We start from the raw sequence: 22,696 nt of genomic DNA, 5'->3' as shown, positions 1-22,696 counted from the left end.
CAGGTGACAGGTGACAGGTTACAGGTGACAGAAAAACCAAGGGTGTGGTTATCTGCTTTGGTTCATTATGAAATATTAGTAAGAAATATTACATTCCATTTTGGCGTAATTACTTGTAATATATGTTTTACTGCACCTGTAATTAGTCAATGGTGTAGCAATTTCCGATTGTAACGCCGCCAAGGATGTATCAACCTATGTCCTCTCTGTCTCAAATTGTGCCAAGTCGTGATGTTCGGCAATTGGGGATTAACCCTAATCATTGGTATGTGGTCGCGCGCAGTAGTGAAGTCACAAATAGGCCATTAGGAATTATAATTTGGCATCAGGCGATCGCACTCTATCGAGACAGTCAAGGACAAATTCACGCTTTAGAAGACCGTTGTCCCCATCGTCAAGTTAAACTCAGTCACGGACAAGTCATCAACGATGAATTAGAATGTGCTTATCACGGTTGGCGTTTCAATCATCAAGGTGAATGTGCAACTGTTCCTTATCTAGCCACCAATCAGAAACTACCTAATTGCACAATCCGACTTTATCCAGTTAAAGAACAAGACGGTTTTATTTGGTTATTTCCTGGCGATGGTGAACCATCTGTAGAACCTTTAGGCTTACCAGAATGGGAGCATTTAAACTATATTGCTACAGTTGCAGTAATTAATTGTCAGGCTCATTATTCTTATTTAATTGAAAACCTGATGGATATGTATCACGGACATTTACATCAGGATTTGCAGGCTTGGGCAGAAGCAACACTAGAAGATATTGATGAAGATAATCACCGTGTAGACGCACATTACCAAGCGCAAAGTTATTACAAAATAGATAAAATTTGGTCTATTTCACAGTTATTTTTCCCTGCATTACGCCGCTTACATCCCGAACCTTTGGATGTGAGTTATATCTATCCTCATTGGATGTCTACATTAGGCAAAGATTTTAAAATTTATTGTCTATTATGTCCGGTGAGTGAAACGCAAACGAAAGCTTATTTAATTCACTTCACCTCATTAAATGCTTTTTGGCGATTACATAAATTGCCTGTATGGTTTCGGCAGTTTGTCAAAGATAGTTTGTTTGGCGCAGCGCAAAAGTTTCTTGATGGTTTAGTGGTGCAAGATGTACAGATGATTGAGGAGGAACAGCAGGCGTATTTACAAAATCCCCAAAGACGGAATTATGAGTTAAATCGGGCATTAGTCAGTGTGCAAAGGCTGATGAAAAATCAAGTCGAGAAATAAGACAAGGAGCATTAAATACGCGGTGTAAATAATTAAAGGTTTGTAGTAAGGACTTTAGTTCTAAGAAAAGGGCTTTAGCCCTTACTACGAACTGAATGACAATAATTTTATGCTTTCGATATGTTTGAAGAAACAGACGAGCGACAGAATATATCAGCTTGTGTTCAGGTTTTAGCTGGGTTGCGGTTTGAAAAAGATTTGATTAGACATCGCCGTAAAGCTGTTAAGAATTTAACTAAACGCTTCTTAAAGCCACAATCGGATCAAGTTTTGCAGCACGACGGGCGGGAACAACACCAAAAAATAAACCAATTCCACCAGAGACACCCACAGCAGTCATAATCGCTACGGGTGAAACTGCTGCTTCTAAGGGTGTTAAAGCTGCTACTAACATAATCCCACTGACACCAACCGCAGTCCCAACTAAGCCGCCAATGGCTGAAACAATCACAGATTCAATGATGAATTGCAGCAAAATATCTTGTTCTGTCGCGCCAATTGCTTTACGCAGTCCAATTTCTTGAGTGCGTTCAGTGACGGAAACTAGCATAATATTCATGATACCGATACCACCGACAAACAGAGATATACCAGCGATCGCCGCTAACATAATTGTCAATGCACTAGAAATCTGTCCTACTGTTTGCAAAGCATCCTTTTGAGTCCGAATGGTAAAGTCATCTTCACCGATCAGTTTGTGGCGTTGTCGCAGCAAATTGGTGATTTGAAAGACGGCTGCATCTACGCTATCGGCATTTTTCGCGGAAGCCACAATATAACTTAACTCCAGTCCATAGGGAGAAGTCCGCCCCACAATCCGATTAGCCATAGTGAACACAGGTATCAAGGCTGCATCATCATAGTCAACACCCAAGCTTGAGCCTTTGGTTTCTAATACTCCAATCACCTGAAAGCTAGCATTCTTGATTCTTAATTGTTGACCTACAGGGTTACTATTACCAAATAGTCTGTTGGCTAATTTTCCCCCCAACACTGCAACTTGATTGCTGCGCTTCATGTCTACGTCGCTAAAAAATCGCCCTTGGGCGACTTCAAAATCCCGCACAATTAAGAAACTGGGAGTTGTGCCAATAATATTGACATCAGTATTTTTATTACTGTAGGTAACAACCTGCCTACCATTTAACTCCGCAGTTACATTGGCGATGGTTGGGACTTGAGTAGCGATCGCTTTGGCATCTTCATATACTAAAGTCTTCGGTACTTCTCTGGAAATTCGTTGAGTTGCTTGATTACCAGGAATAATAAATAGTACGTTTGGTCCCAAAGACTCTAACTGTTGCTGCACAAATTTTTGTCCACCTTCACCAATGCCAATCATGGCAATCACCGAAGCATTACCGATAACAATACCCAGCATGGTGAGGGCGCTACGGAGTTTATTAGACAGCAGGGTTTTACCTGCCATTTGCACACTTTCTAGCAGGTTCATTAATTACCCTCTTGTTTCTGCTTCTCTAGTTTGTAGTCTTTGGGCAGATCAACAAATACGCGATCGCCTGCTGTGATTCCTGATAAAATTTGCGTTTGGTCTTGGATTTGTGCGCCTACAGTCACTTCCTGAAATCGGGGTTTATTCCTAGCATCTGGTACAAGTACGCCAGTTTTACCATTCTCAGTCAAAATTGACACCGTTGGCACCAGCAAAGCATCATTGACGCGATCGCCCAAAAATGTCAAATCCACATTTAACCCAGAACGTAACTTTTCTATACCTGTATCCAGTGCCACCCGCACTTGAAAGGATGTTACACCTTGTTCAATCACTGCTTCCGGTGCGATCAAACGCACATTACCTTTAAAGACTTCATCAGGATAGGCATCAGCTACAATTTCCACCTGCTGTCCCTGTTGAATTCTACCAATATCAGCCTCTGGGATTTGCGCTAATACTTCCAAACCCTTGGCTACAGCCACAATAGAACTAGAAGTTGCCGATGCACTGGTGGAGGCAGAAGTAGTAGGAGTCACAAAAGCGCCGATATTGGCGTATTTTTGCGTAACAATGCCAGAAAAGGGCGCGCGAATTACAGTATCTTGGAGTCTGACTTCTGCGGCTGCTACCTGTGCTTGAGCCGCTTTCACAGATGCTCGACGTTGGGCAATTTCCTCAACGCGGCTACCTTCTTCCAACAATACCAGTGCGGCGCGTGCTTCAATGACGGCTGCTTCTCTGGCTGTAATCACCTCGCTACGAGTGCCACTTTCCAGTAGTGACAACCTTTTTTGGGCTTCCGCCAAATTAGCTTTAGCACTTTTATCTTCACTAATGGCTTGATCGAGTAATTGTTTTCTCTCTGCTCCCTGTTGGTAGAGGTATTGATAACGCTTAACTTGCTCAGATGTATAATTTGCCCTGGCGCGAGCTGCATCGACTTGGGCTTGGGCTTGAGCAATTTCTTGGGGACGATTCCCTGCACGCGATTCGGCTAATTGGGCTTCGGCTTGGGCTAGTCGCGCTCTAGCTTGAGCAATTTCTTGGGGACGATTCCCTGCTTGAGCTTGGGCTAACTGGGCTTCGGCTTGGGCTAAATTAGCGCGGTATTGGCGGATTTGGGCTTCAATATCACCCACATCCATCCGGGCAATAATTTGTCCTTGCTGGACGCGATCGCCCTGTTCTACATATAACTGTGCCAGTACACCAGGGTTTTTTGGACTAATATTAACACTCTGAACTGGCACAACTTTACCACTGGCAGTAATCCGCAGAGTCACATTTTTTGCTTCTACAGGAACGGTTAGTTGCGTGACATCTTGTTGATTATTTCTTTGACTAACAAGGCTATAGGTTGTCGTTGTACCAACAACCAAAGCTCCAGCTGCTAACAATCCCACTAGCCATCTAGTTGGGTGCTTGACTTTGCCAATAATGGGAACTTCTATGTAGGCAATCATAAGTTTTGGTCTATGAAAAGTATTGGCAGTCTGATGAGGAATCTCAATGATTAAGAATATTGTAGAAATAAATACTTATTTATAGCAGGGGACAGGGGACAGGTTACAGGTGACAGGTTACAAATTACAGACTTGAAAGCGGTTTATTGTAACGATTGTATGATTGCTTGATGTCCTAATCTATATGGCAATTGCCATAAAACTAAATAACTAATTAGACGAATAATTATTCGTGGTGTTGCTGATATGTCAATAATCCTAGCTTTGATTTATTGAATGTGCCTTCACCTAACAGGGTGAACTAGGTGCTGAGTAGTGATATCTCTATGATGAGGATTTTGTAACGCAGAGGCACGCAGAGGTTTACGCAAAGTCACACAGAGGTTTTATGAGAGCTATTTGCTTGTTTAGTGTTACGGGATACATCTTCAGACTTGCAGTGTAGAATTCTGATCTTTGACAATTAAACCATCTTGTACGTGAATAACTCTTTTGGTTTGGGCGGCAATATCTGGCTCATGGGTGACAATGACAATGGTGATTCCTTGCTAATTCAGTTCTGTGAGTAAATTCATCACTTCATGAGAGGTTTCAGTGTCTAAAGCGCCTGTAGGCTCGTCCGCTAATACTAATGCCGGCCTCGCTACCCGTTGTTGTTGTCCACCAGAAAGTTGACTGGGACGGTTGAAATACGTTCTCCTAATCCTACTCTTTTTAAAGCTTCTAAGGCTCTCTGACGGCGTTTGCGTTTGGGTATATTAGCGTAAACCATTGGCAACATAACATTTTCTAACGCCGTGGCTCTTGAGAGTAAGTTAAATTGCTGAAATACAAAACCTATTCTTTGATTAGACTCATCCGCAAATGAAAAATGCTTACTGTAACTGGGGTTGAGAAATTTGAATGCAATAGGAGATCGCTATGTGAGCTACGAAAAAATAGGTATTTGAGAGCATTCAGAGGCAAAAAATTCAAATTGCAGTGAAAGGTAGAAAATGGCTTTCGCAATTGCTCAGGTACAGAAATCAAGTAGCAGAAGTTGAAAAAAATAACCGATTAATTCGTAGTTATAAGTAGTCAGATTTCTACCTTCAAAAATATAGTGTCCAGTCGTGGGACGATCCAAACACCCCATAATATTCATGAGTGTAGATTTACCCGAACCCGAAGCACCCATGATAGCGACATATTCCCCACCGAGATTTCCAGTGCTTGAACAGCTTCTTGTCAAAATGAGAATTGCTGGGGTTTTGAGAACGTATAGAGAAAACTCTGTGATCACAATTTACATTGACCAGAGATATACGGGTTTTTTGAGAATAAAAGGAAAACTTATGATTTGAATTTGAAATTACTTAGCAGAACCATGTAAAGCGATCGCAAATTTGTACGAATTTTCAGATAAACTTAAGCAAATGCCTGCCGTTCTGACCTTTTTTGAATTAAAAATGCAAAATGCAAAAGGCAAAATTAAGAAGAAGATTTATTTTGAATTAATTCTGGGTATAAGCCCCTAATGATTGCAATTTTGAATTGTTTTGACCCCCAATATCTGAATCAAGGAGGAATTATAACGTGGATTTCTTGTCCGATTTCTTGATGAGCTTATATAAACTTTAAGAATATCGTTCAAGGCGAAAGCATAGATGTCTGTCTTCTGTTCGACATCAACATCAGGTTTGAGCGACCCAGTTTCTCTCCTTGAGACATTCTCCATTCACAGGTGAATTTCTGACAGGTGTTTCCGTCGCAGCGCGCAAGTGCCCGCCACCGCCACAAACATTCGATCAGCATGGAGCGTACACAATGAACAAGTTTGACTCAACGCGGACAAAATTTGACAACACCAGCGAAGGCTGGCTAGTGCAGGTATATAGTGGCGATCGCCGCCTACTCTGCGTACTCGAGTCGTCTCACGCCTGGACTTTTTTGTTGGGCTGTGGGTTCGGTCTCCTACTGGCGGTGGGGTGGTTTAACCTCGCCAGTTACAGTCCATCCACGATTTATGAACCGTCAACAGCTCCCCCTGAAATAAATGTGGATTGATTAGCTCAGTCATGGCTAGAAGAGCGGTGTCCACACAACTCTTCCGATTTGGCTGATTTCATACCGTCCTCGGTGCAATATCCGTGTATAGAGAAAATTTTGTGATCGCAATTTACACTGACCAGAGATATACGGGGTTTCTGAAAATAAAAGGAAAACTTATGATTTGAATTTGAAATTACTTAGCATATCCATGTAAAACGATCGCAACTTTGTGCGAATTTAAGTATATGACTTAAGTACATAGAATTTTGCGCATTAGATAGATATTGCTCTATAGAAGTTACTGTGGGACAGCAACACCTTCCAGCCCATTCGGAGAGCGGCCATCTTTGAGCCCCCTGCCGACAGGTGTTCGCATAACACCTGTCGGCAGGGTTGAAGCGCTGCACCCTTACTTCTTAAAGCTCACTTATCACAATAATCGCTCTTTTTTAGAGGAGGCAGAAGGAGGTATTCATGGATTTTTTGTCCTTGTTCTTAATGGACTTCGTTAAGCAGTTGCAGTCCCCAACACTCAGCTTTCTGATTGGTGGTATGGTCATTGCCGCCCTTGGTAGCGAATTAATAATTCCAGAGGCGATTACTCAGATCATCATCTTCATGCTGCTCATGAAAATCGGTCTGACCGGTGGTCAGGCGATCCGCAATTCCAACCTAACGGAGATGGTGTTACCCGTAGCGTCTGCTATAGCAATAGGAATTCTCATTGTATTCATCGCGCGCTATACGTTGGCCAAGCTGCCGAAGGTCAAAACTGTGGATGCGATTGCGACCGGGGGGTTGTTTGGTGCTGTGAGTGGCTCTACCATGGCCGCCGCCCTGACGGTACTGGATGGACAAACAATGCAATACGAGGCATGGGCTGGCGCACTCTATCCCTTCATGGATATCCCAGCGCTCGTAACTGCGATTGTGATAGCCAACATTTATCTCAAAAAGAAAAAGAAGGGTAGTGCAGCAGACGAGTATCTCAGCAAGCAGGAGTATCTCGGCAAGCAGCCCGTTGCAGCAGGCGATTATCTCGCTCAGCAGGATTATCCCAGCACCCGGCAAGAGTATCTCAGCAAGCAGCAGTCTGCGGATAATCGGGTCAAAATATGGCCGATCGTGAAGGAAAGCCTCCAGGGACCTGCCCTATCGGCAATGTTGCTCGGCATTGCTATTGGCATATTAGCCCGGCCGGAAAGTGTCTATAAAAGCTTCTACGATCCCGCCTTTCGCGGCTTGCTTTCGATATTGATGCTGGTCATGGGTATGGAGGCTTGGTCAAGACTTGGCGAACTACGTAAGGTGGCTCAGTGGTACGTCGTGTATAGCGTAGTGGCACCGTTTGTGCATGGGCTTATCGCCTTCGGTCTCGGCCTGATTGCCCACTACACCACAGGATTCAGCCTGGGCGGTGTCGTGGTTCTGGCCGTCATCGCCTCCTCTAGTTCAGACATCTCAGGTCCGCCCACGTTGCGAGCCGGTATCCCGTCGGCCAATCCCTCCGCCTACATCGGGGCCTCCACAGCCATCGGTACGCCCGTTGCGATCGGCTTGTGTATACCGCTCTTCGTCGGACTCGCCCAGGCGATAGGCGGTAGGTAATCCCAGACGGGTCGCGTTCTGTCGGTCCTCCCTTGACCCGGCAGACCAAGCGACTCAATATATAAGATCAATTACGGTAAGGAGGTAACCAACATGGCCAAGCCAGCCAAAAAGCTCGTCATCGTCACGGAAAAGATTCTGCTGAAAAAGATCGCCAATATCATCGAAGAATCCGGGGCAACCGGTTATACGGTTCTGGAAACTGGCGGTAAAGGCAGTCGCAACGTGCGCTCGTCGGGACAACCCAGCGTTTCTGACACCACGGCGAATATAAAATTCGAGGTGCTCACCCCGGATCGGGATATGGCCGAGAATATTGCGGATCAGGTCGCAGTGAAGTTTTTCCTCGATTTTGCGGGCATGATCTATATTTGTGACGCGGAGGTACTGTACGGGCACAGTTTCTGTGGACCAGACGGCTGTTGAATCGAGACGACACAGACCTAAAAAGCCGGGGCATGACCCCGGTTTTTTGTAGCAGTATTTCTATGCCTGCGGGACTTGGGTCTCAGTGGCAGTCCCCGACACTCGGCTTTCTGATCGGTGGCTTATACCAATTCACTAAAAATTTGATTCAAATAAAGCATCAAGAATAAAATCCCACCCTGTTATAGAAGCAACGGTTGATGTATTTAATTTCTCCAAACGCGTCCAGATAAATTGTCTTAATTCATCTAACGTAGCAAAACTTTCCCAAGCCAAATGTCTTTTAACTTCTTCCCATAACCGCTCAATTGGATTAACTTGCGGTGTATGTGGGGGTTGAAACAATAAAATGATATTCTCTGGTATCTGAAGATGTTGGCTAAAATGAAAAGCACCGTTGTCTAACTGAATAATATGTATATCTTGGGAATAAGTAGCAGAGAATTTTTCTAAAAAAATCTGAAAACAAGCTGTATTTAAATGAGAGAATTCCCAAATTAAATACTCGCCAGTTAATGGTTCAACTAATCCATATAAATAAAAATTCTCTCGTTTCCATTGCATAATGCCAATAGGCTTTGTACCTTTTGCTGTAATTAATCTACCAGCTTCAGTTTTCAATCCTACACGGCTTTCATCCTCACACCAATATCTAATTTTTCTGTGTACTTAAGCAAATCATTTGGCTACGCCAAGTTACACGAACAGTAATCAAACCGGATTCATATATACATATTTATCAATAACCAAAAATACTCTTGTGATAAAAGACTGAAATACTACCTTTACTTTACGGCTTCAATATTAAGACTTAAAGGATATTCTTTACCATTCTTGATGATTTTTAATATAGAAGAATCATTTAAAGTCGTTAGTTCAGAAGAACCTGGTTGCCATACTCTTACTTCTTTAAATCCTGTGCGTATCAACAAATTTTTGAGACTAGCTTGATTGAATACAGTCATGTGAAAATTGAATGGGTAGTCTTGACCCCCCATCAAAAATTTCAGAATAGTATTCACATTATTTTCATTATCATGATAGATGTTTAGCAATACATCGAAGTCAGGAACAGAAAGACGTAAAATGCCTTCATGTTTGAGAACTCGAAACCATTCATCTAATACTTGTGGAACTTTAGGGTGTGGAAAATGCTCTAAACAATGAGAAGCATATATTAAGTTAATGCTGTTATCTTTAAAAGGAGATAGATCGTTGATGGCACGTACATAGTGTACATGAGGAGCAGGTAACGCATCAATATTAATAAACTTTGGATGACTAATTGGGCCACATCCTAAGTGTAGATTAACCACTTCATCATCTAGCTGAGGAAATGGGGGGCGAAAAAACTGTCTTTTAATTCTGCCCAGAATGCTCTGAGTCCATAAGTATGCTGCCTTCAACCTACTTCCATAGCGATTACGAAAAGATTCAGGAGCAGCTTGCATCAAAGATTTCATATTATACGCCTTATGTGAGTGAATGGATGGAATGCTGATTCAAAAGTAATCACTATGTCCTCATAATAAATTCGATTTTTGTGGTTTTGAGACAATTCTTAATAGCATTTTATCGGAAAAAGCTAGGTTCAAAACCTTACTGCGTCCCGCTACCGCGTTCGCCAAAGGCGTTCTCATAGAGTATCCGTAGGGTTTTTTGAATTTTGAATTGATTCATTCTGGGGACTGCCTTCTACTTCTTGAGTCCAACAGTGCTAACGACTGTAAAATTTGCCTGTCACCTCAAGCGGATATCGTTTAAGCTAGCTGAAAGATTATTGATATATGGTTTAAGAGGCGGTAGTGTGCCTAAATACTTTCGGTTAATTTCTCTTTTAGTGATCTGTGGTTTGTGGAGTGCGCCAAGAACTGCTCACGCCCAGGCATTGATACCTCATACTTTGCAACTAGATACAGCTAAGTTAGAAAAGCAGGGGTTAAGTTTAGCGCAAGAGGCAGCCCAACTAGGGCAGTTTCAGCAGTATGAGTTGGCTTTGCCACGGGCGCGGCTAGCTAGTCAGCTGGCTCCTAAGAACGATAAAGTTTGGTTTCTCTTGGGTGGCTTGCACTTGCAAACCAAAAATTATGATGCTGCGATCGCAGCTTTAACTCAAGCCAACACTCTCAATCCTAAAAATGCCGAAGTTCTGTTTGCTTTGGGTTCGGCTAATTTTCAACAGAAAAAATATCAAGCAGCTATTGACAATTACCAAGCAGGCTTGAAGTTAAAACCCAATGATCCAGAGGGGCTATTTGATTTGGGTAATGGTTACTATATGGTAGGCCGACTCTCCGATGCGATCGCTCAATACAATAAAGCCGTCGCTCAAGATCAGAAATTTTGGCCTGCAATTAACAACATTGGCTTAATCCAATACGAGCAGGGTAATGTGGAAGCGGCAATGAAGCAGTGGCAAACTGCTGTCACCCTTGATAAACAAGCCGCCGAACCATTACTGGCACTGGCGGTAGCACTATACACCAAAGGCGATCGCCAACAAGGCCTAACTTTGGGAGAAACTGCACTCCGCATTGATCAACGCTATGCTAATTTAGATTTCCTCAAAGAAAATCTTTGGGGCGATCGTCTACTGTCTGATGCGAAAAAATTCTTGGAATTACCGCGTATTCAAGCAGCTTTAGAACAGCGTTGAAGAAGATTTGCTCATACCAAAGCGGAGCGTCTCTGGCTCTGCTTTAGCTAAGAACAAACAGATAGTGGATCAGCTTTTACACGTCTAATCAAGCACATTGACACAACAGAAAATAAATCCGGTGAATAGGGGATAACACCTCATTTATCTACAAAATGGTTGGTAGAGACGTTGCATTGCAACGTCTCTACATCTGTGTATCGGAACTTGCTAAAAATCACTACCTATTACTTTTTTGTTGCAAATTATACATTAAATTAAATGTATTAGGCTTTTCGCTCATATCCCCTGTTTTTTGCGACGGGGAATTTACGCATGAGGATTCATAATATGGTACATATATACTATCGGATGAAAAATGTTCACCAAAAACACCAAGTGGTGAATATTCCTCAGAGAATGTCTAAAGTTTTCAGTGGTTGTCTGTGGGGAGAAGTGCCATGATTTGGTCAACGAATTGTTGATGGTCTACAACAGGCTTAGAAATGTAATCATCAGCACCACTAAGCCGGAGAAAGTTCTCGCGATCGCCTTCCATCGCGTGTGCTGTTACTAAAATCACAGGCAAATTTGCTGTTTGTGGATCAGACTTTAACATCTGAGTAATCTTAATTCCATCAACTGATTTGCCTTGATAAACACTTCTAGACAGAGAAACATCCATTAAAATCAGGTCTGCTTCTCCCGATTGGGCTATTTGCATTACTTCGTCCACATTTTCGGTATGTTTGACACCTAAACCACCCCGTTTAGTCAAAATCTTAGAAAAAACACGAGCATTAATCAGATCATCTTCGACAATTAAAACAGTTTTCATGAGAATTTTATCTATAGAAGTCAGGAGGACAAATTAATTTAAAATACCCTTCAAGAACGCTACGCATAACTTGCTTCCCCAAAGGAGTAAGTCTAGAAAATTGCAAATGAAATCATGGTTAGCATCTTGGTTACGGAACACTAGGCAAACTAGAGCCGCAACGGTGGATAACAACTAGATTAAATCACTTAACTGTATCCTTTTTAATAGTCTATGTACATACCTGTCATCAAGGATAATACTACGGCTTTTTCTTCGGTGATAATCAAAATTGTGTTATGAATTCCATTTCATCCGTTATGCTGTGTTTGCTGCAATGTTTAGTGCCAGCGACTTTTATGTAGTTCAATCTCAGGGAAAAAACTCATGGCAAAACAGTTAAACCTTCTCTCTACGGGACAGGTAATCACAACAGCCCTGCACACCGAGATGCAACGGTCTTACCTAGAATATGCCATGAGTGTGATTGTGGGGCGGGCATTACCAGATGTGCGCGATGGTTTAAAGCCAGTGCATCGGCGGATTTTATACGCTATGCACGAATTAGGTTTGACACCCGATAGACCCTACCGAAAATGCGCTCGTGTGGTAGGGGATGTGTTAGGTAAATATCACCCTCATGGCGATCAAGCAGTTTATGATGCTTTAGTGAGACTGGTACAGGATTTTTCCAGTCGTTACCCCTTACTGGCAGGACACGGCAACTTTGGTAGCGTTGATAATGACCCACCGGCGGCGATGCGCTACACTGAAACCCGTCTAGCACCGATTAGCCATGAGGGGATGCTGACAGAAATTGGGGAAGAAACTGTAGAATTTGTTGGTAACTTTGATAATTCTCAGCAAGAGCCAACGGTTTTACCTGCTCAGTTGCCCTTCCTGTTACTCAATGGCTGTGCCGGAATTGCGGTTGGCATGGCGACTAATATTCCCCCCCATAATTTAGGGGAAATTGTCGATGGCTTGATTGCCCTCATCGATCAACCAGATTTATCAGATGACAAGTTATTGCAGTTAATTCCAGGACCTGACTTTCCCACTGGGGGGGAAATAGTGAGTGAAGCAGGGATTCGGGAAGCATATATCACAGGTAAGGGTGGCATTGTTTTGCGGGGAGTCGCCACAATCGAGGAAATTCCCGCAGCTAGAGGGAGCAAGCGACGCACAGCCATTGTTGTGACTGAGTTACCCTATCAAGTCAATAAGGCAGGTTGGATTGAAAAAGTTGCTGATTTGGTAAATCAAAGTCGCCTGCATGGGATTTCTGACATTCGAGATGAGAGCGATCGCGAAGGGATGCGAGTTGTGATTGAACTCAAACGCGATACCAATCCCCAGGAAATTCTCCAGCATTTGTATCACCAAACAGCTTTACAAGTTAACTTTGGAGCAATTCTGTTAGCTATAGTTGATGGCCAACCCCGCCAGTTAAGTTTACGGCAACTGTTACTAGAGTTTCTGCACTTCCGAGAACAAACACTTAATCGTCGCTACAGTTATGAGTTAGGGAAGGCAGAAAGTCGGTTGCATACAGTCCAAGGGTTACTCACAGCTTTATCTCATGTGGATGAAGTCATTACTATTTTGCGGCAGGCTGCTGATGGTAGCACGGCGAAAATGAGTTTGTGTAGCCGACTAGATTTAAGTGAAAGTCAAGCTGATGCTATTCTCGCGATGCCGTTGCGCCGCCTCACCAGTTTAGAACAGCAAAATTTACAGCGTGAATTTGAACAACTGAGTGAGCAAATCGCTTTATTGCAAAAACTGTTGAGCGATCGCAAAGAATTACTCAAAGCCTTGAAAAAAGACCTGCGATCGCTCAAAAAGAAATACGGCGATTCTCGACGTACTAAGATTAGCACTAACATTTCAGAGGAATTACCAAAAAGCAAAAGCGTAGACAGACAAAAAAGCCTCAATGTTACTGAAGAAGAACAGGAATTTGCCGAACCTGCGGAAGAAGTAATTTTAGAATCGACCCAACGGGGTTATCTCCGTCGGATTCAGCTATCTGGGAAAAAGGCCAAATTAGACAACGGTTTAAATGATAACGACTTCATTATTCACACTGAGTTAACCGATACCCACAAAGAGTTATTAGTGCTGACCAGTGGTGGTAAACTCTACCCTGTAAAAATCGGAGATATTCCCCCCACTACTGGACGTTCCCCACGGGGGACACCATTGATTACCATGCTGACAAGTACAGCTCAAGGTACTCAAGAAACAGTGGTTAGCCGTTTTATCTTGCCAGCAGATTTGGAGACTCAGCAAATTATTCTGTTGACAAAGCAGGGTAGAATTAAGCGTTTGTCTTTAGGGGAACTGACCAACTTAACACGGCGAGGAATAACAATTGTCAAACTCAAAGATGATGATGAATTGTTATTAACTCAGTTCATCAAGTCAGGAGAGCATTTGATTTTAGCTAGTTCTGGTGGGCGGTTGCTGCGCTTCCCCGTCAATGATGAACAACTACCAGTGATGGGTCGGACAGCAATGGGTTTGCAAGCATTACGGCTACTCAAACATCAACAAATGGTAGGTTGTGTGAGTGCGGCGCAAGCAGAGCATCTATTGCTAGTTACAGAACAAGGATACGCCAAACGCTTACCTGTAAATCAGTTAAAGTCAGCTAATCGCGGCGATTTAGGTACGCAAGCCCTGAAATTTACCAGCAATACAGATAATCTGGCTGGTATGGTCGGGGCGATCGCTACTACCGAAGTGGCATTGGTGACTAATAAAGAGCGGGTAGTGCGAATACCCATAGATGCCGTGCCTATTTTGGCTAGAGATGGTAAAGGTGAAAGCATCCTGCAACTCAACCGTGATGAAAAAGTCATCACTGTCGCTGAAGTACGCTCATCCTAATACCGTTTTACTGGTAGGGAGTTCCAAATAAAAAATATGCAATATCTATGTAGGGTGCGTCAGCTAGAAAAACCCTTGACTTACCGAGAAATTATTTGTGCTGACGCACCCTACCAACTCTGAAACTCCCATTGCCAGTAAAGAATATTTGCGTTGACACTAGATTAATGCTAATTAATAGCAATATACTTACTAGCTTGCAAGCATGGTAAATCCTATAAATATCTATTTTTTGGGCTTATATAGCGCAAACTACAGCTAATCTGCTAAGATAGTTGATAAATAATTGCAATATACATATTTTTTCATACTACTATAGCAGTAGCCATATAGATTAGGACAGCCAACAATCCTAAAACCTTTACAATAAAAGGCTTTCAATTCTGTCACCTATCACCTATCACCTATCACCTATCACCTGTCACCTGTCACCTGTCACCTGTCACCTGTCACCTGTCACCTGTCACCTGTCACCTGTCACCTGTCACCTGACACCTGTCACCTGACACCTAGCCTTCTACCAAAAGATAGATGTATAAGTCTGTTTCTGGATTTTGCCAAACCATAGCATTTAATTTATGTCAACAAAAGCATAAATAAATGTTGCATTTCTGAAAATAATTGTTATATTAATTTACATAAGGCAATAATCCTTAGCAAACTCAGTTTGGAGTGCCAATCATGACAGACACAACAAAAATTACTGCTCCTGTAATCGAAGATCGTAATGCTTGGCGTTGGGGCTTTACTCCCCAAGCAGAAATTTGGAATGGTCGCTTGGCAATGATCGGCTTTTTAGCAGCTGTATTAATTGAACTATTTTCTGGTCAGGGTTTCCTACATTTCTGGGGTATTCTGTAATTTTTAAAATTTCAGATTGCCTAGCAATAATCAAGAGATAAATAAAAAACCTGGGAGAATATCAAACTCCCAGGCTCTTTATTGCTTTGATTCAATAATCCAAAGTCCATAGTCAAGAGTAAAAAAGTTCTACCATTGACTATTAACTATTGACTAACGAATATATTCCTTAAGTACACTGTTGCGATTGGGATGGCGTAACTTACGGAGTGCTTTGGCCTCAATTTGACGAATCCGTTCGCGAGTGACGTTGAAAATCTGTCCAATTTCCTCTAAAGTTTTCATCCGACCGTCATCTAAACCATAACGGAGTCTGAGGACATCGCGTTCGCGGGGGCTGAGGCTGTCGAGGACTTTTTCTAAGTCTTCCCGGAGCAGATTTTTAGAAACTTGATCTTCTGGGGTTTCACCGTCGGATTCAATAAAATCACCCAAGCGGGAATCTTCTTCTTTCCCAATCGGTGTTTCTAGTGAAATGGGTAACTGGGCAGATTTAGCAATGAACCGCAATTTCTCAATGGTCATTTCCATGCGAGTAGCGATTTCTTCTTCTGTGGGTTTGCGTCCCATTTCTTGAGACAGCAACTTGGTAGTTTTCTTGATGCGGGAGATGGTTTCGTAGAGGTGAACCGGGAGGCGGATAGTACGAGATTGATCCGCAATCGCTCTGGTGATGGCCTGACGAATCCACCATGTAGCGTAGGTGGAGAATTTGTAACCTTTTTCGTGGTCGAATTTTTCCGCCGCACGAATCAAACCCAGGCTACCTTCTTGAATTAAATCTTGGAATGACAAGCCCCGGTTCATGTACTTCTTAGCAATGGAAACCACCAGACGCAGGTTTGACTGCACCATTTTATCTTTCGCTCTGCGACCAAGATGCAGGCGATAACGAAAAGCTGGCAACGGTAATTGTACTGCTTCTGCCCATTCACTATCGTGAGGATCACGTTCTAACTGTTCTGAAAGTCTTTCCCGTATCCTTTCTAATTCGAGTAAGTCAGCAATTTTTCTGGCTAATTCAATTTCTTCATCTGCCCGCAACAGACGAATCCGACCAATTTCTTGCAAGTACAGACGAATCGAATCTTCGGTGTAGTGCTTCTTCTTGCTTTGTGTCCGACGACGCGATTTAGCGGCTTTTCCAGACTTTGCGTCGTCCTCATCAGACTGAGGCTCTAAAAACTCATCAATGTCGCCGTCATCGGTAAGTAGTAAGTCCTCATCTTCTTCAATTAAGAGGTCTTCTAACTCGATCTCAGGCTGATTCATTATTTCTAGATCAGGCTGATAAATGCTATCGAGTACGTTGTTAGCCTGGTTCATGCCGCGTTCCTCATGCTCCTTGCAGAATCAATTACTCAAGATGTGTTTACTGCTCTTTTTAAACTGAGCTAGTTAACAACCGACAATAAAGTTTTAGATGGGTTTCCCTGATGTTTTTTGGAAGTTTTTCCTCGCCAAAGGAGGAATTTCTTCTCAAATGTGAAAAGTAGCAGTTAATGCTGACTTCCTCACCCAATACCAGCCAAAAGTGTTGCTGTAGCAAACACTGTTAATTGACTTGTCTCAAACAAAACTCGTCTTGATAAAAAAAATTACCACTTCATACAAATGATTTATGACTGTTGGCATATTTTCCTATAAAGACTGTTCCGATTGTAGCCTGTTTCACAAAAATTGCACTCTTTTTGGGTGTTAATCATGAAGTCATTACACAAGGTAAAGGCACTACTATCAAAAAGACATTAAAAATGGTAGTGAATCCCTTAAATTTTCTCTAAAGCTTTTAGCAATTGTCGTGGTACTGTCTTCATATTTTCAGGAGTTTAAAGCCGCCTTTACACAATTTCTGGTATTCCGCAAAACATGAATTACCTAGAAACAGCGTCTTTTATATTAACTGAGTCCAGAAGCATGAAGGCACCCATTTTTACATTTCCTTCATAAAGAACTCAGTCCGGAGAATTGGGCGAGACTTTCCACGAAATAAAGACACCAACAAAAATAGTTTTTGCTTTGAGAGACTTAACTTTTTACGTGTAAAACGCCTTTACTAGCAAGTAAAGGGTTAAGAAAACTGGCCGGATGGCAGTTAATTGAAATTTCACGAATTTAGTCTTATTCACACATTAGCGCACTACTGAGATTTCAACCCTCCGAACCTTGACAAACTTTGATTATTGTATCCAACGATATTTTAATCAATTCAAAAGGGATTTGACAGTTGAGATGACAGATATTTGCTGACTTAAAGCAAAACTTTATCGAATAAAGACAAAATCATAGCTGTGAAAAAGGTAGAGAGGCAATACATTAGCAAGTTAGTAGCAGGCTATCTTCTCCTGCTTGGAGTGAGTAGCAGAAGTATAGTTCAGATCATAATTTGGAGCTTAACCTAATTTTCAATTTGGCTGTTTGTCAAAAAAAATTAAATAAATGTGAAGTAGAATACCCTGATTTCTGAGTCAATGTGTTTATCTAGTGATCTTCAATATTGAAGAAAACAAGATTACCCTACTGGGCAGATGAATGCAGCAGTTTTCTTACCCAGCTTAACAAATACTCTTGGAGATTGTAGGAGTAACTAGCCCAAAGGTAACAAAGTAAGGTTTTTGTGACTTGATAACAGCCGATGATAAAAGGTATTCAATCAGTTGGAAAATAATAGTTGACAAGAAATCAGCTTTGTGCATTAGTGTGATTTGAGAAAACTGATCATTTAGTTAATGATTGCTTATGTATATTATCAAACAATTTTGCTTAACAAAAAAAATTTAATTGGAGAGGACTGAGGCAATAGAATGATTTGTTGAGATTAGGCATAGGGCATGGGCTAATTTCCCCTCGTCCTGTATGGGTTTGGGAAAAATTAATGGGTAATTGATATTAACCAATTACCCATTGACAAGTTGACTGGAGAATTTTGAGTAGATTAAATATCTAGATCAACGAGATTCAACTTAGAACCATAGGTTTCGATAAATTCGCGCCGAGGTGCAACACGATCGCCCATTAAAATTGTAAAGATGCGGTCAGCTTCGGCAGCATCCTCAATTTCCACTTGCTTGAGGGTGCGGGTTTGGGGGTTCATAGTGGTATCCCAGAGTTGCCCAGGCATCATTTCACCCAAACCTTTGAAGCGTTGGATGGTGTAGTTGGCGTTAGCGGGGAACTTGGCAAGGATTTCTTGCAGTTCGCGATCGCTATAGCAATACTCATGATTGCGTCCCCGTTCGACTTTATATAATGGGGGACAAGCAATATAAATAAAGCCTTGTTCGATGAGCGATCGCTGATATCTATAGAAAAAGGTTAACAGTAGGGTGCGGATGTGCGCCCCATCTACGTCAGCATCAGTCATGATCACAATCCGGTGATAACGTAGCTGGGAAGAGTCGAATTCCTCACCTTTGACACCTAAACCTAAAGCTGTAATTAAAGCTTGAACTTCATTATTCTTATAGATTTTCGAGTCGTCAGTTTTCTCGATATTGAGAATTTTACCGCGTAGGGGCAGGATAGCTTGGGTGCGGCGATCGCGTCCTTGTTTCGCACTACCACCTGCGGAGTCACCTTCTACGATAAAGATTTCTGACTCGCCAGGGTCACGGGAACTGCAATCAGCTAATTTCCCAGGTAACGGGGAAGATTCTAATACAGATTTGCGTCGCACTAACTCCCGTGCGTGACGGGCTGCTTCTGCGGCTTTAAAGGCTTGGATGGCTTTATCTAGAACAGAATCAGCGATGCTGGGGTGAAACTCCAGGTATTCAGTGAGGACTTCACCGACTAAAGAATCAACAATACCTCTAACTTCAGTGTTACCCAGTTTGGTTTTAGTTTGTCCTTCAAATTCGGGGTCGGGAACTTTGACAGAAATTACCGCCGTCAAACCTTCGCGGACGTGTTCACCACTGAGGTTAGAATCATTTTCTTTGAGTTTATTCCGTTTGCGAGCGATCGCATTTAAGGTTCTCGTCAATACCGCTTTTAAACCTTCTAGGTGCGTACCACCGTCAACGGTACGAATATTATTAGCAAAACCTAGCACATTGTCTGTGTAAGCATCGGTACACCACTGCAAAGCCACCTCCACTTGAACGTTATTACGTTCTCCCTGCACATAAATAATTTCTTCATGCAGTGGTTGCTTCTCGCGGTTCATATAAGCGATGTATTCCCGAATTCCACCCTTGTACTCGTAGACTTCTACTTTGGGTGTCTCGCTTTTGAGTAGTTCTAGACGATTATCAGTAAAAGTTATTTTTACTCCTGCATTCAAATATGCCAATTCCCGCAGGCGGTTAGCTAGAGTCAGATAATCAAATTCAGTCCCAGTGGTAAAGATTTGCACATCTGGCTTAAAGGTGACAGAAGTGCCAGTTCTTGCTTCTTTATAGGGTTTTGCGATTAACTCAGTTACAGGAACACCCCGTTCATATCGCTGAGTGTGAACCTTTTTATCTCGCCAAACCGTGACTTCTACAACTTCAGACAAGGCGTTAACTACAGAAATCCCAACCCCGTGCAACCCTCCAGAAACCTTATAACCACCACCGCCAAATTTGCCCCCAGCGTGCAGTACGGTTAACACAGTTTCTAGAGCTGATTTCCCCGTCCGCGAGTGAGTATCGGTAGGAATACCCCGACCATCATCTGTGACCGTCACGGAACCATCAGCATTGAGATCGATCTCTACGTGAGTGCAGTAACCTGCCAATGCCTCATCAATAGAGTTATCTACCACCTCATAGACTAAATGGTGGAGTCCTCGCGGCCCGGTAGAACCAATGTACATCCCCGGTCGTTTGCGGACGGCTTCCAGACCTTCCAGAACTTGAATCTGATCGGCACTGTAACTGCTCGTCATGAAATTTCTCCTGATGCGTGGGGTTGAAAGCGCCCAAAGGCTAAAAAGTCAAAAACACACCAAGATTCTAACACAAAAGCCTTAATGACGACTGTAGGGCAATTTTATGAGAAGTTTATATAGGGGATGTATCCCCATAAGTTTTTTAGATTAATTCCTTGATTTTTTCAAATTTCACAGATTTATAACATACTCTAGAGATTTTGAGTAGGAGAAAATCAGAGCTTGTAGCGTTTAATCTAAAGAGAGCAAAAAGCCTCAAAATTTTAGCATAAAAGGGAATGGGGACTCTTAAGGGGCAGGGGAGCAGAGGAGCAGGGGGGCAGAGGAGCAAGGGAGCAGAGGAGACAAGGTAGAGATTGACTATCACCTGTCACCTGTCACCTGTCACCTATTGACTATGGACTATTGACTAATGACTAAATTAATCGTGATTTGTGGTGCTACGGCGACTGGTAAGTCTAGCTTGGCTGTGAATTTAGCTAGGCGGTTGGGTTCTGTGATTTTGAGTGCTGATTCCCGTCAGGTTTACCGGGAATTTAATATTGGTACGGCAAAGCCAACATTGGCAGAACAAAAAGTAGTGCCACATTATTTGATAGATATCTGCGATCCCAAAGATACTATGACGGTGGCAGACTATCAAGAGCAAGCACAAGCTTTAATTAATTCTCTGGCGGTATCTCCACTGTTATTAGTGGGTGGTACTGGTTTGTATATACGCTCAATTGTCCAAGGGATGAAAATTCCTAGAGTTGCACCCAATTATGAATTGCGATCGCAGTTAGAATCTCTGGGTCAAACTACACTTTACGGCATATTACAACAAGTTGATCCCACGGCTGCACAAAAGATTCATCCCAATGATCCCGTGCGAACTTTACGCGCATTGGAAGTATTTTATGTAACTGGAATACCTATTTCTGCACAACAAGGGGAAAATCCACCAAATTATCCGATTTTGCAGATTGGGTTAGATTGTGAAGTAGAGAAATTAGACAAGCGCATTCACCAACGTACTGAACAAATGATTACAGATGGGTTAGTGGCTGAAGTTGAATATCTCTGTCAAAAATATGGTGCTGATTTGCCTTTGTTAAATACTTTGGGATATCAAGAAATCAAGCAATATTTAAGGGGTGAAATTTCTTTAGAATCTGCCAAAGAATTAACAGTTTTGCATACCCGACAATTTGCTAAACGCCAACGTACTTGGTTTAGAGCATATCCCCAAATTGAATGGTTTGATGCGGATGATTCTGATTTGTTGGAAAATGTTTGGCAGCGTGTGGAAGATTTTATCAATAATTGACTTTTTGTATAAGGATTTTTTTGTCTCACGCAGAGGCGCAGAGAGAATGAGGAGGTTGAGATTTAAATACATCAAGTTTCATCCCATCATTCAGTAACTCTCACCAATAATATGTAGAGACGTTTCATGAAACGTCTCTCTATAGGTTTTCTGCATGAAAGATTTTTACAGGGTATCGGGATCAATTCCCATAGCCCTTAGTCTTTCTGCTAGTAATTGGGCGCGTTCTTCTGCTTGTTCAGCACGTTGTTTCTCCTGTTCAGCACGTTGTCGTTCTTGTTGAGCGAGTTCATCACCAGTTAGTAAAACACTACCGTCTTGATAGCACCAACGTAACCAAATATCCTGTCTACCTTCAAATTCACCTTCCCAAAGAGTCACACCTAAACCCACTTGTTCTAACCAAGTTTCAGAGGTTTCAAAATAGCGTCTGCCTCTAAGTTCATAAACTCGTAGGATGTTTTCTCCTAATTGCTGAGTTGAATCATAAACAATGTAGTAACTGACTCGCATTTGTTCATAAATTCCCAGCTTTTTACCGAGTTCGTCACCTTCTTGATTAGAAACAATTTCAATCACGACTTCTGGAGGTTTACCAAATCGCCAAACCATATAACAGCGATTTTGTTTCTCCCACCAATTTTCAGGAGTTTGGACATCCAAGCTGAGGAAAACATCAGGTACAATTGCAGGCTGTTTGTCTGTGTGATAAATACCAACATTAGCTTCAGCTAAAAAAGTCTGATTTTGTAAAGAACTATAAAGAGATCCGACTAATAGGCGTTGTTGCTTGGCAGATGCAAAATTGTCCACAGGTGTATCATCTTCAGTGACTAGCAGGTTGGCATCTGGTACATAGAAATCATCATTATTTATGAGAAGTTGCTCAACCATGATTTTATCCATTGATTTAAGAGCGTTATTTCTAGGTTAATGGATTAGAGTAAGTAAGTCGGTGCAATAAAACCAAACCATGTGAAGAAAAGTAAATAAGGCTCAAACTCTTTCTCCCCCTGCTCCCTGCCCCCTGCCCCCTGCCTTATTCCAACAATAATTATTTACGCCGACCTACTTA

At 42.3% G+C, this 22,696-nt stretch carries 15 protein-coding genes and 2 pseudogenes; 7 read left to right on the top strand and 10 right to left on the bottom strand.

The annotated features are described in order from the left end of the window. Positions 1–197: 197 nt before the first annotated feature. Entirely contained in the window at positions 198–1,244 is a 1,047-nt protein-coding gene (locus NOS7524_RS13400; RefSeq protein WP_015139012.1) for an aromatic ring-hydroxylating dioxygenase subunit alpha, read from the top strand. Between the two features lie 235 nt (positions 1,245–1,479). Here the strand turns inward: NOS7524_RS13400 and NOS7524_RS13395 are convergent, their stop codons facing one another. The 4 genes and pseudogenes from NOS7524_RS13395 to NOS7524_RS29070 all read right to left on the bottom strand — a co-directional run. Further along, entirely contained in the window at positions 1,480–2,697 is a 1,218-nt protein-coding gene (locus NOS7524_RS13395; protein ID WP_015139011.1) for an ABC transporter permease, read from the bottom strand. After that, a complete protein-coding gene (locus NOS7524_RS13390; RefSeq protein WP_015139010.1) occupies positions 2,697–4,163 on the bottom strand; it encodes an efflux RND transporter periplasmic adaptor subunit in 1,467 nt (488 codons plus the stop codon). The genes NOS7524_RS13395 and NOS7524_RS13390 overlap by 1 nt, the downstream gene beginning before the upstream one ends. A gap of 428 nt (positions 4,164–4,591) precedes the next feature. After that, positions 4,592–5,013 (bottom strand): annotated as a pseudogene (locus NOS7524_RS28660) (ABC transporter ATP-binding protein); the annotation flags it as partial. Between the two features lie 198 nt (positions 5,014–5,211). Continuing rightward, positions 5,212–5,358 (bottom strand): annotated as a pseudogene (locus NOS7524_RS29070) (ATP-binding cassette domain-containing protein); the annotation flags it as partial. A gap of 1,310 nt (positions 5,359–6,668) precedes the next feature. Between NOS7524_RS29070 and NOS7524_RS13380 the strand changes: the two are divergent. Both NOS7524_RS13380 and NOS7524_RS13375 read left to right on the top strand, forming a co-directional pair. Beyond that, on the top strand, positions 6,669–7,802 hold the full coding sequence (locus NOS7524_RS13380) for a sodium-dependent bicarbonate transport family permease (RefSeq protein ID WP_015139009.1): 1,134 nt from the start codon (positions 6,669–6,671) through the stop codon (positions 7,800–7,802). A 93-nt stretch (positions 7,803–7,895) separates the two neighbouring features. After that, the gene (locus NOS7524_RS13375) at positions 7,896–8,228 is read left to right on the top strand and encodes a P-II family nitrogen regulator (protein WP_015139008.1); all 333 of its coding nucleotides are present in this window, start codon (positions 7,896–7,898) and stop codon (positions 8,226–8,228) included. A 135-nt stretch (positions 8,229–8,363) separates the two neighbouring features. On the opposite strand, the gene NOS7524_RS13370 is transcribed toward NOS7524_RS13375, so the two are convergent. Together NOS7524_RS13370 and NOS7524_RS13365 are read right to left on the bottom strand one after the other, a co-directional pair. Beyond that, positions 8,364–8,885: an IS630 family transposase gene (locus NOS7524_RS13370; RefSeq protein WP_041555312.1), complete on the bottom strand. Its 522-nt coding sequence runs from the start codon at positions 8,883–8,885 to the stop codon at positions 8,364–8,366. A 128-nt stretch (positions 8,886–9,013) separates the two neighbouring features. Then, positions 9,014–9,691 (bottom strand): class I SAM-dependent methyltransferase, encoded by a 678-nt coding sequence (locus tag NOS7524_RS13365; protein WP_015139007.1) that lies wholly within the window; start codon positions 9,689–9,691, stop codon positions 9,014–9,016. Positions 9,692–10,035: 344 nt separating this feature from the next. Between NOS7524_RS13365 and NOS7524_RS13360 the strand changes: the two genes are divergently transcribed. Next, positions 10,036–10,884, top strand: a complete 849-nt coding sequence (locus NOS7524_RS13360; RefSeq protein ID WP_041555311.1) for a tetratricopeptide repeat protein — start codon at positions 10,036–10,038, stop codon at positions 10,882–10,884. Positions 10,885–11,296: 412 nt separating this feature from the next. On the opposite strand, the gene NOS7524_RS13355 is transcribed toward NOS7524_RS13360, so the two are convergent. Beyond that, positions 11,297–11,701, bottom strand: coding sequence for a response regulator (locus tag NOS7524_RS13355; protein ID WP_015139005.1), 405 nt, complete (start codon positions 11,699–11,701; stop codon positions 11,297–11,299). A gap of 366 nt (positions 11,702–12,067) precedes the next feature. Here NOS7524_RS13355 and gyrA point away from each other — a divergent pair, with 366 nt between their 5' ends. Next, positions 12,068–14,575: a DNA gyrase subunit A gene (gyrA, locus tag NOS7524_RS13350; RefSeq protein WP_015139004.1), complete on the top strand. Its 2,508-nt coding sequence runs from the start codon at positions 12,068–12,070 to the stop codon at positions 14,573–14,575. A 681-nt stretch (positions 14,576–15,256) separates the two neighbouring features. Then, positions 15,257–15,436, top strand: coding sequence for a chlorophyll a/b-binding protein (locus tag NOS7524_RS13345; RefSeq protein ID WP_015139003.1), 180 nt, complete (start codon positions 15,257–15,259; stop codon positions 15,434–15,436). Between the two features lie 153 nt (positions 15,437–15,589). On the opposite strand, the gene rpoD is transcribed toward NOS7524_RS13345, so the two are convergent. Both rpoD and gyrB read right to left on the bottom strand, forming a co-directional pair. Beyond that, positions 15,590–16,762 carry an RNA polymerase sigma factor RpoD gene (rpoD, locus tag NOS7524_RS13340; protein ID WP_015139002.1) on the bottom strand — a complete coding sequence of 391 codons (1,173 nt, stop codon included), beginning with the start codon at positions 16,760–16,762 and terminating at the stop codon, positions 15,590–15,592. A gap of 1,609 nt (positions 16,763–18,371) precedes the next feature. Next, positions 18,372–20,309 (bottom strand): DNA topoisomerase (ATP-hydrolyzing) subunit B, encoded by a 1,938-nt coding sequence (gyrB, locus tag NOS7524_RS13335; RefSeq protein ID WP_015139001.1) that lies wholly within the window; start codon positions 20,307–20,309, stop codon positions 18,372–18,374. 415 nt (positions 20,310–20,724) lie between these two features. Between gyrB and miaA the strand changes: the two genes are divergently transcribed. Continuing rightward, complete coding sequence (gene miaA / locus NOS7524_RS13330; protein ID WP_015139000.1) at positions 20,725–21,621, top strand: tRNA (adenosine(37)-N6)-dimethylallyltransferase MiaA; 897 nt, start codon at positions 20,725–20,727, stop codon at positions 21,619–21,621. Positions 21,622–21,786: 165 nt separating this feature from the next. Here miaA and NOS7524_RS13325 read toward each other — a convergent pair whose 3' ends face one another. Next, positions 21,787–22,515: a Uma2 family endonuclease gene (locus NOS7524_RS13325; protein ID WP_015138999.1), complete on the bottom strand. Its 729-nt coding sequence runs from the start codon at positions 22,513–22,515 to the stop codon at positions 21,787–21,789. Between the last annotated feature and the right edge of the window lie 181 nt (positions 22,516–22,696).

Origin of the sequence: Nostoc sp. PCC 7524 (genome assembly GCF_000316645.1) — a bacterium.
In the GTDB taxonomy this organism is placed as follows: Bacteria; Cyanobacteriota; Cyanobacteriia; order Cyanobacteriales; family Nostocaceae; genus Trichormus.
The sequence above is the reverse complement of the archived record's forward strand: the minus strand, read 5'-3'. Positions and strand labels throughout refer to the sequence as shown.

Bases quoted from the DNA above. Each gene is read 5' to 3' on its own strand.
- NOS7524_RS13355 (WP_015139005.1), bottom strand. From the start codon at position 11,701: ATGAAAACTGTTTTAATTGTCGAAGATGATCTGATTAATGCTCGTGTT.
- NOS7524_RS13325 (WP_015138999.1), bottom strand. From the start codon at position 22,515: ATGGTTGAGCAACTTCTCATAAATAATGATGATTTCTATGTACCAGAT.
- NOS7524_RS13365 (WP_015139007.1), bottom strand. From the start codon at position 9,691: ATGAAATCTTTGATGCAAGCTGCTCCTGAATCTTTTCGTAATCGCTAT.
- NOS7524_RS13390 (WP_015139010.1), bottom strand. From the start codon at position 4,163: ATGATTGCCTACATAGAAGTTCCCATTATTGGCAAAGTCAAGCACCCA.
- NOS7524_RS13395 (WP_015139011.1), bottom strand. From the start codon at position 2,697: ATGAACCTGCTAGAAAGTGTGCAAATGGCAGGTAAAACCCTGCTGTCT.
- gyrB (WP_015139001.1), bottom strand. From the start codon at position 20,309: ATGACGAGCAGTTACAGTGCCGATCAGATTCAAGTTCTGGAAGGTCTG.
- NOS7524_RS13345 (WP_015139003.1), top strand. From the start codon at position 15,257: ATGACAGACACAACAAAAATTACTGCTCCTGTAATCGAAGATCGTAAT.
- miaA (WP_015139000.1), top strand. From the start codon at position 20,725: ATGACTAAATTAATCGTGATTTGTGGTGCTACGGCGACTGGTAAGTCT.
- gyrA (WP_015139004.1), top strand. From the start codon at position 12,068: ATGGCAAAACAGTTAAACCTTCTCTCTACGGGACAGGTAATCACAACA.
- NOS7524_RS13375 (WP_015139008.1), top strand. From the start codon at position 7,896: ATGGCCAAGCCAGCCAAAAAGCTCGTCATCGTCACGGAAAAGATTCTG.
- rpoD (WP_015139002.1), bottom strand. From the start codon at position 16,762: ATGAACCAGGCTAACAACGTACTCGATAGCATTTATCAGCCTGATCTA.
- NOS7524_RS13400 (WP_015139012.1), top strand. From the start codon at position 198: ATGTCCTCTCTGTCTCAAATTGTGCCAAGTCGTGATGTTCGGCAATTG.
- NOS7524_RS13380 (WP_015139009.1), top strand. From the start codon at position 6,669: ATGGATTTTTTGTCCTTGTTCTTAATGGACTTCGTTAAGCAGTTGCAG.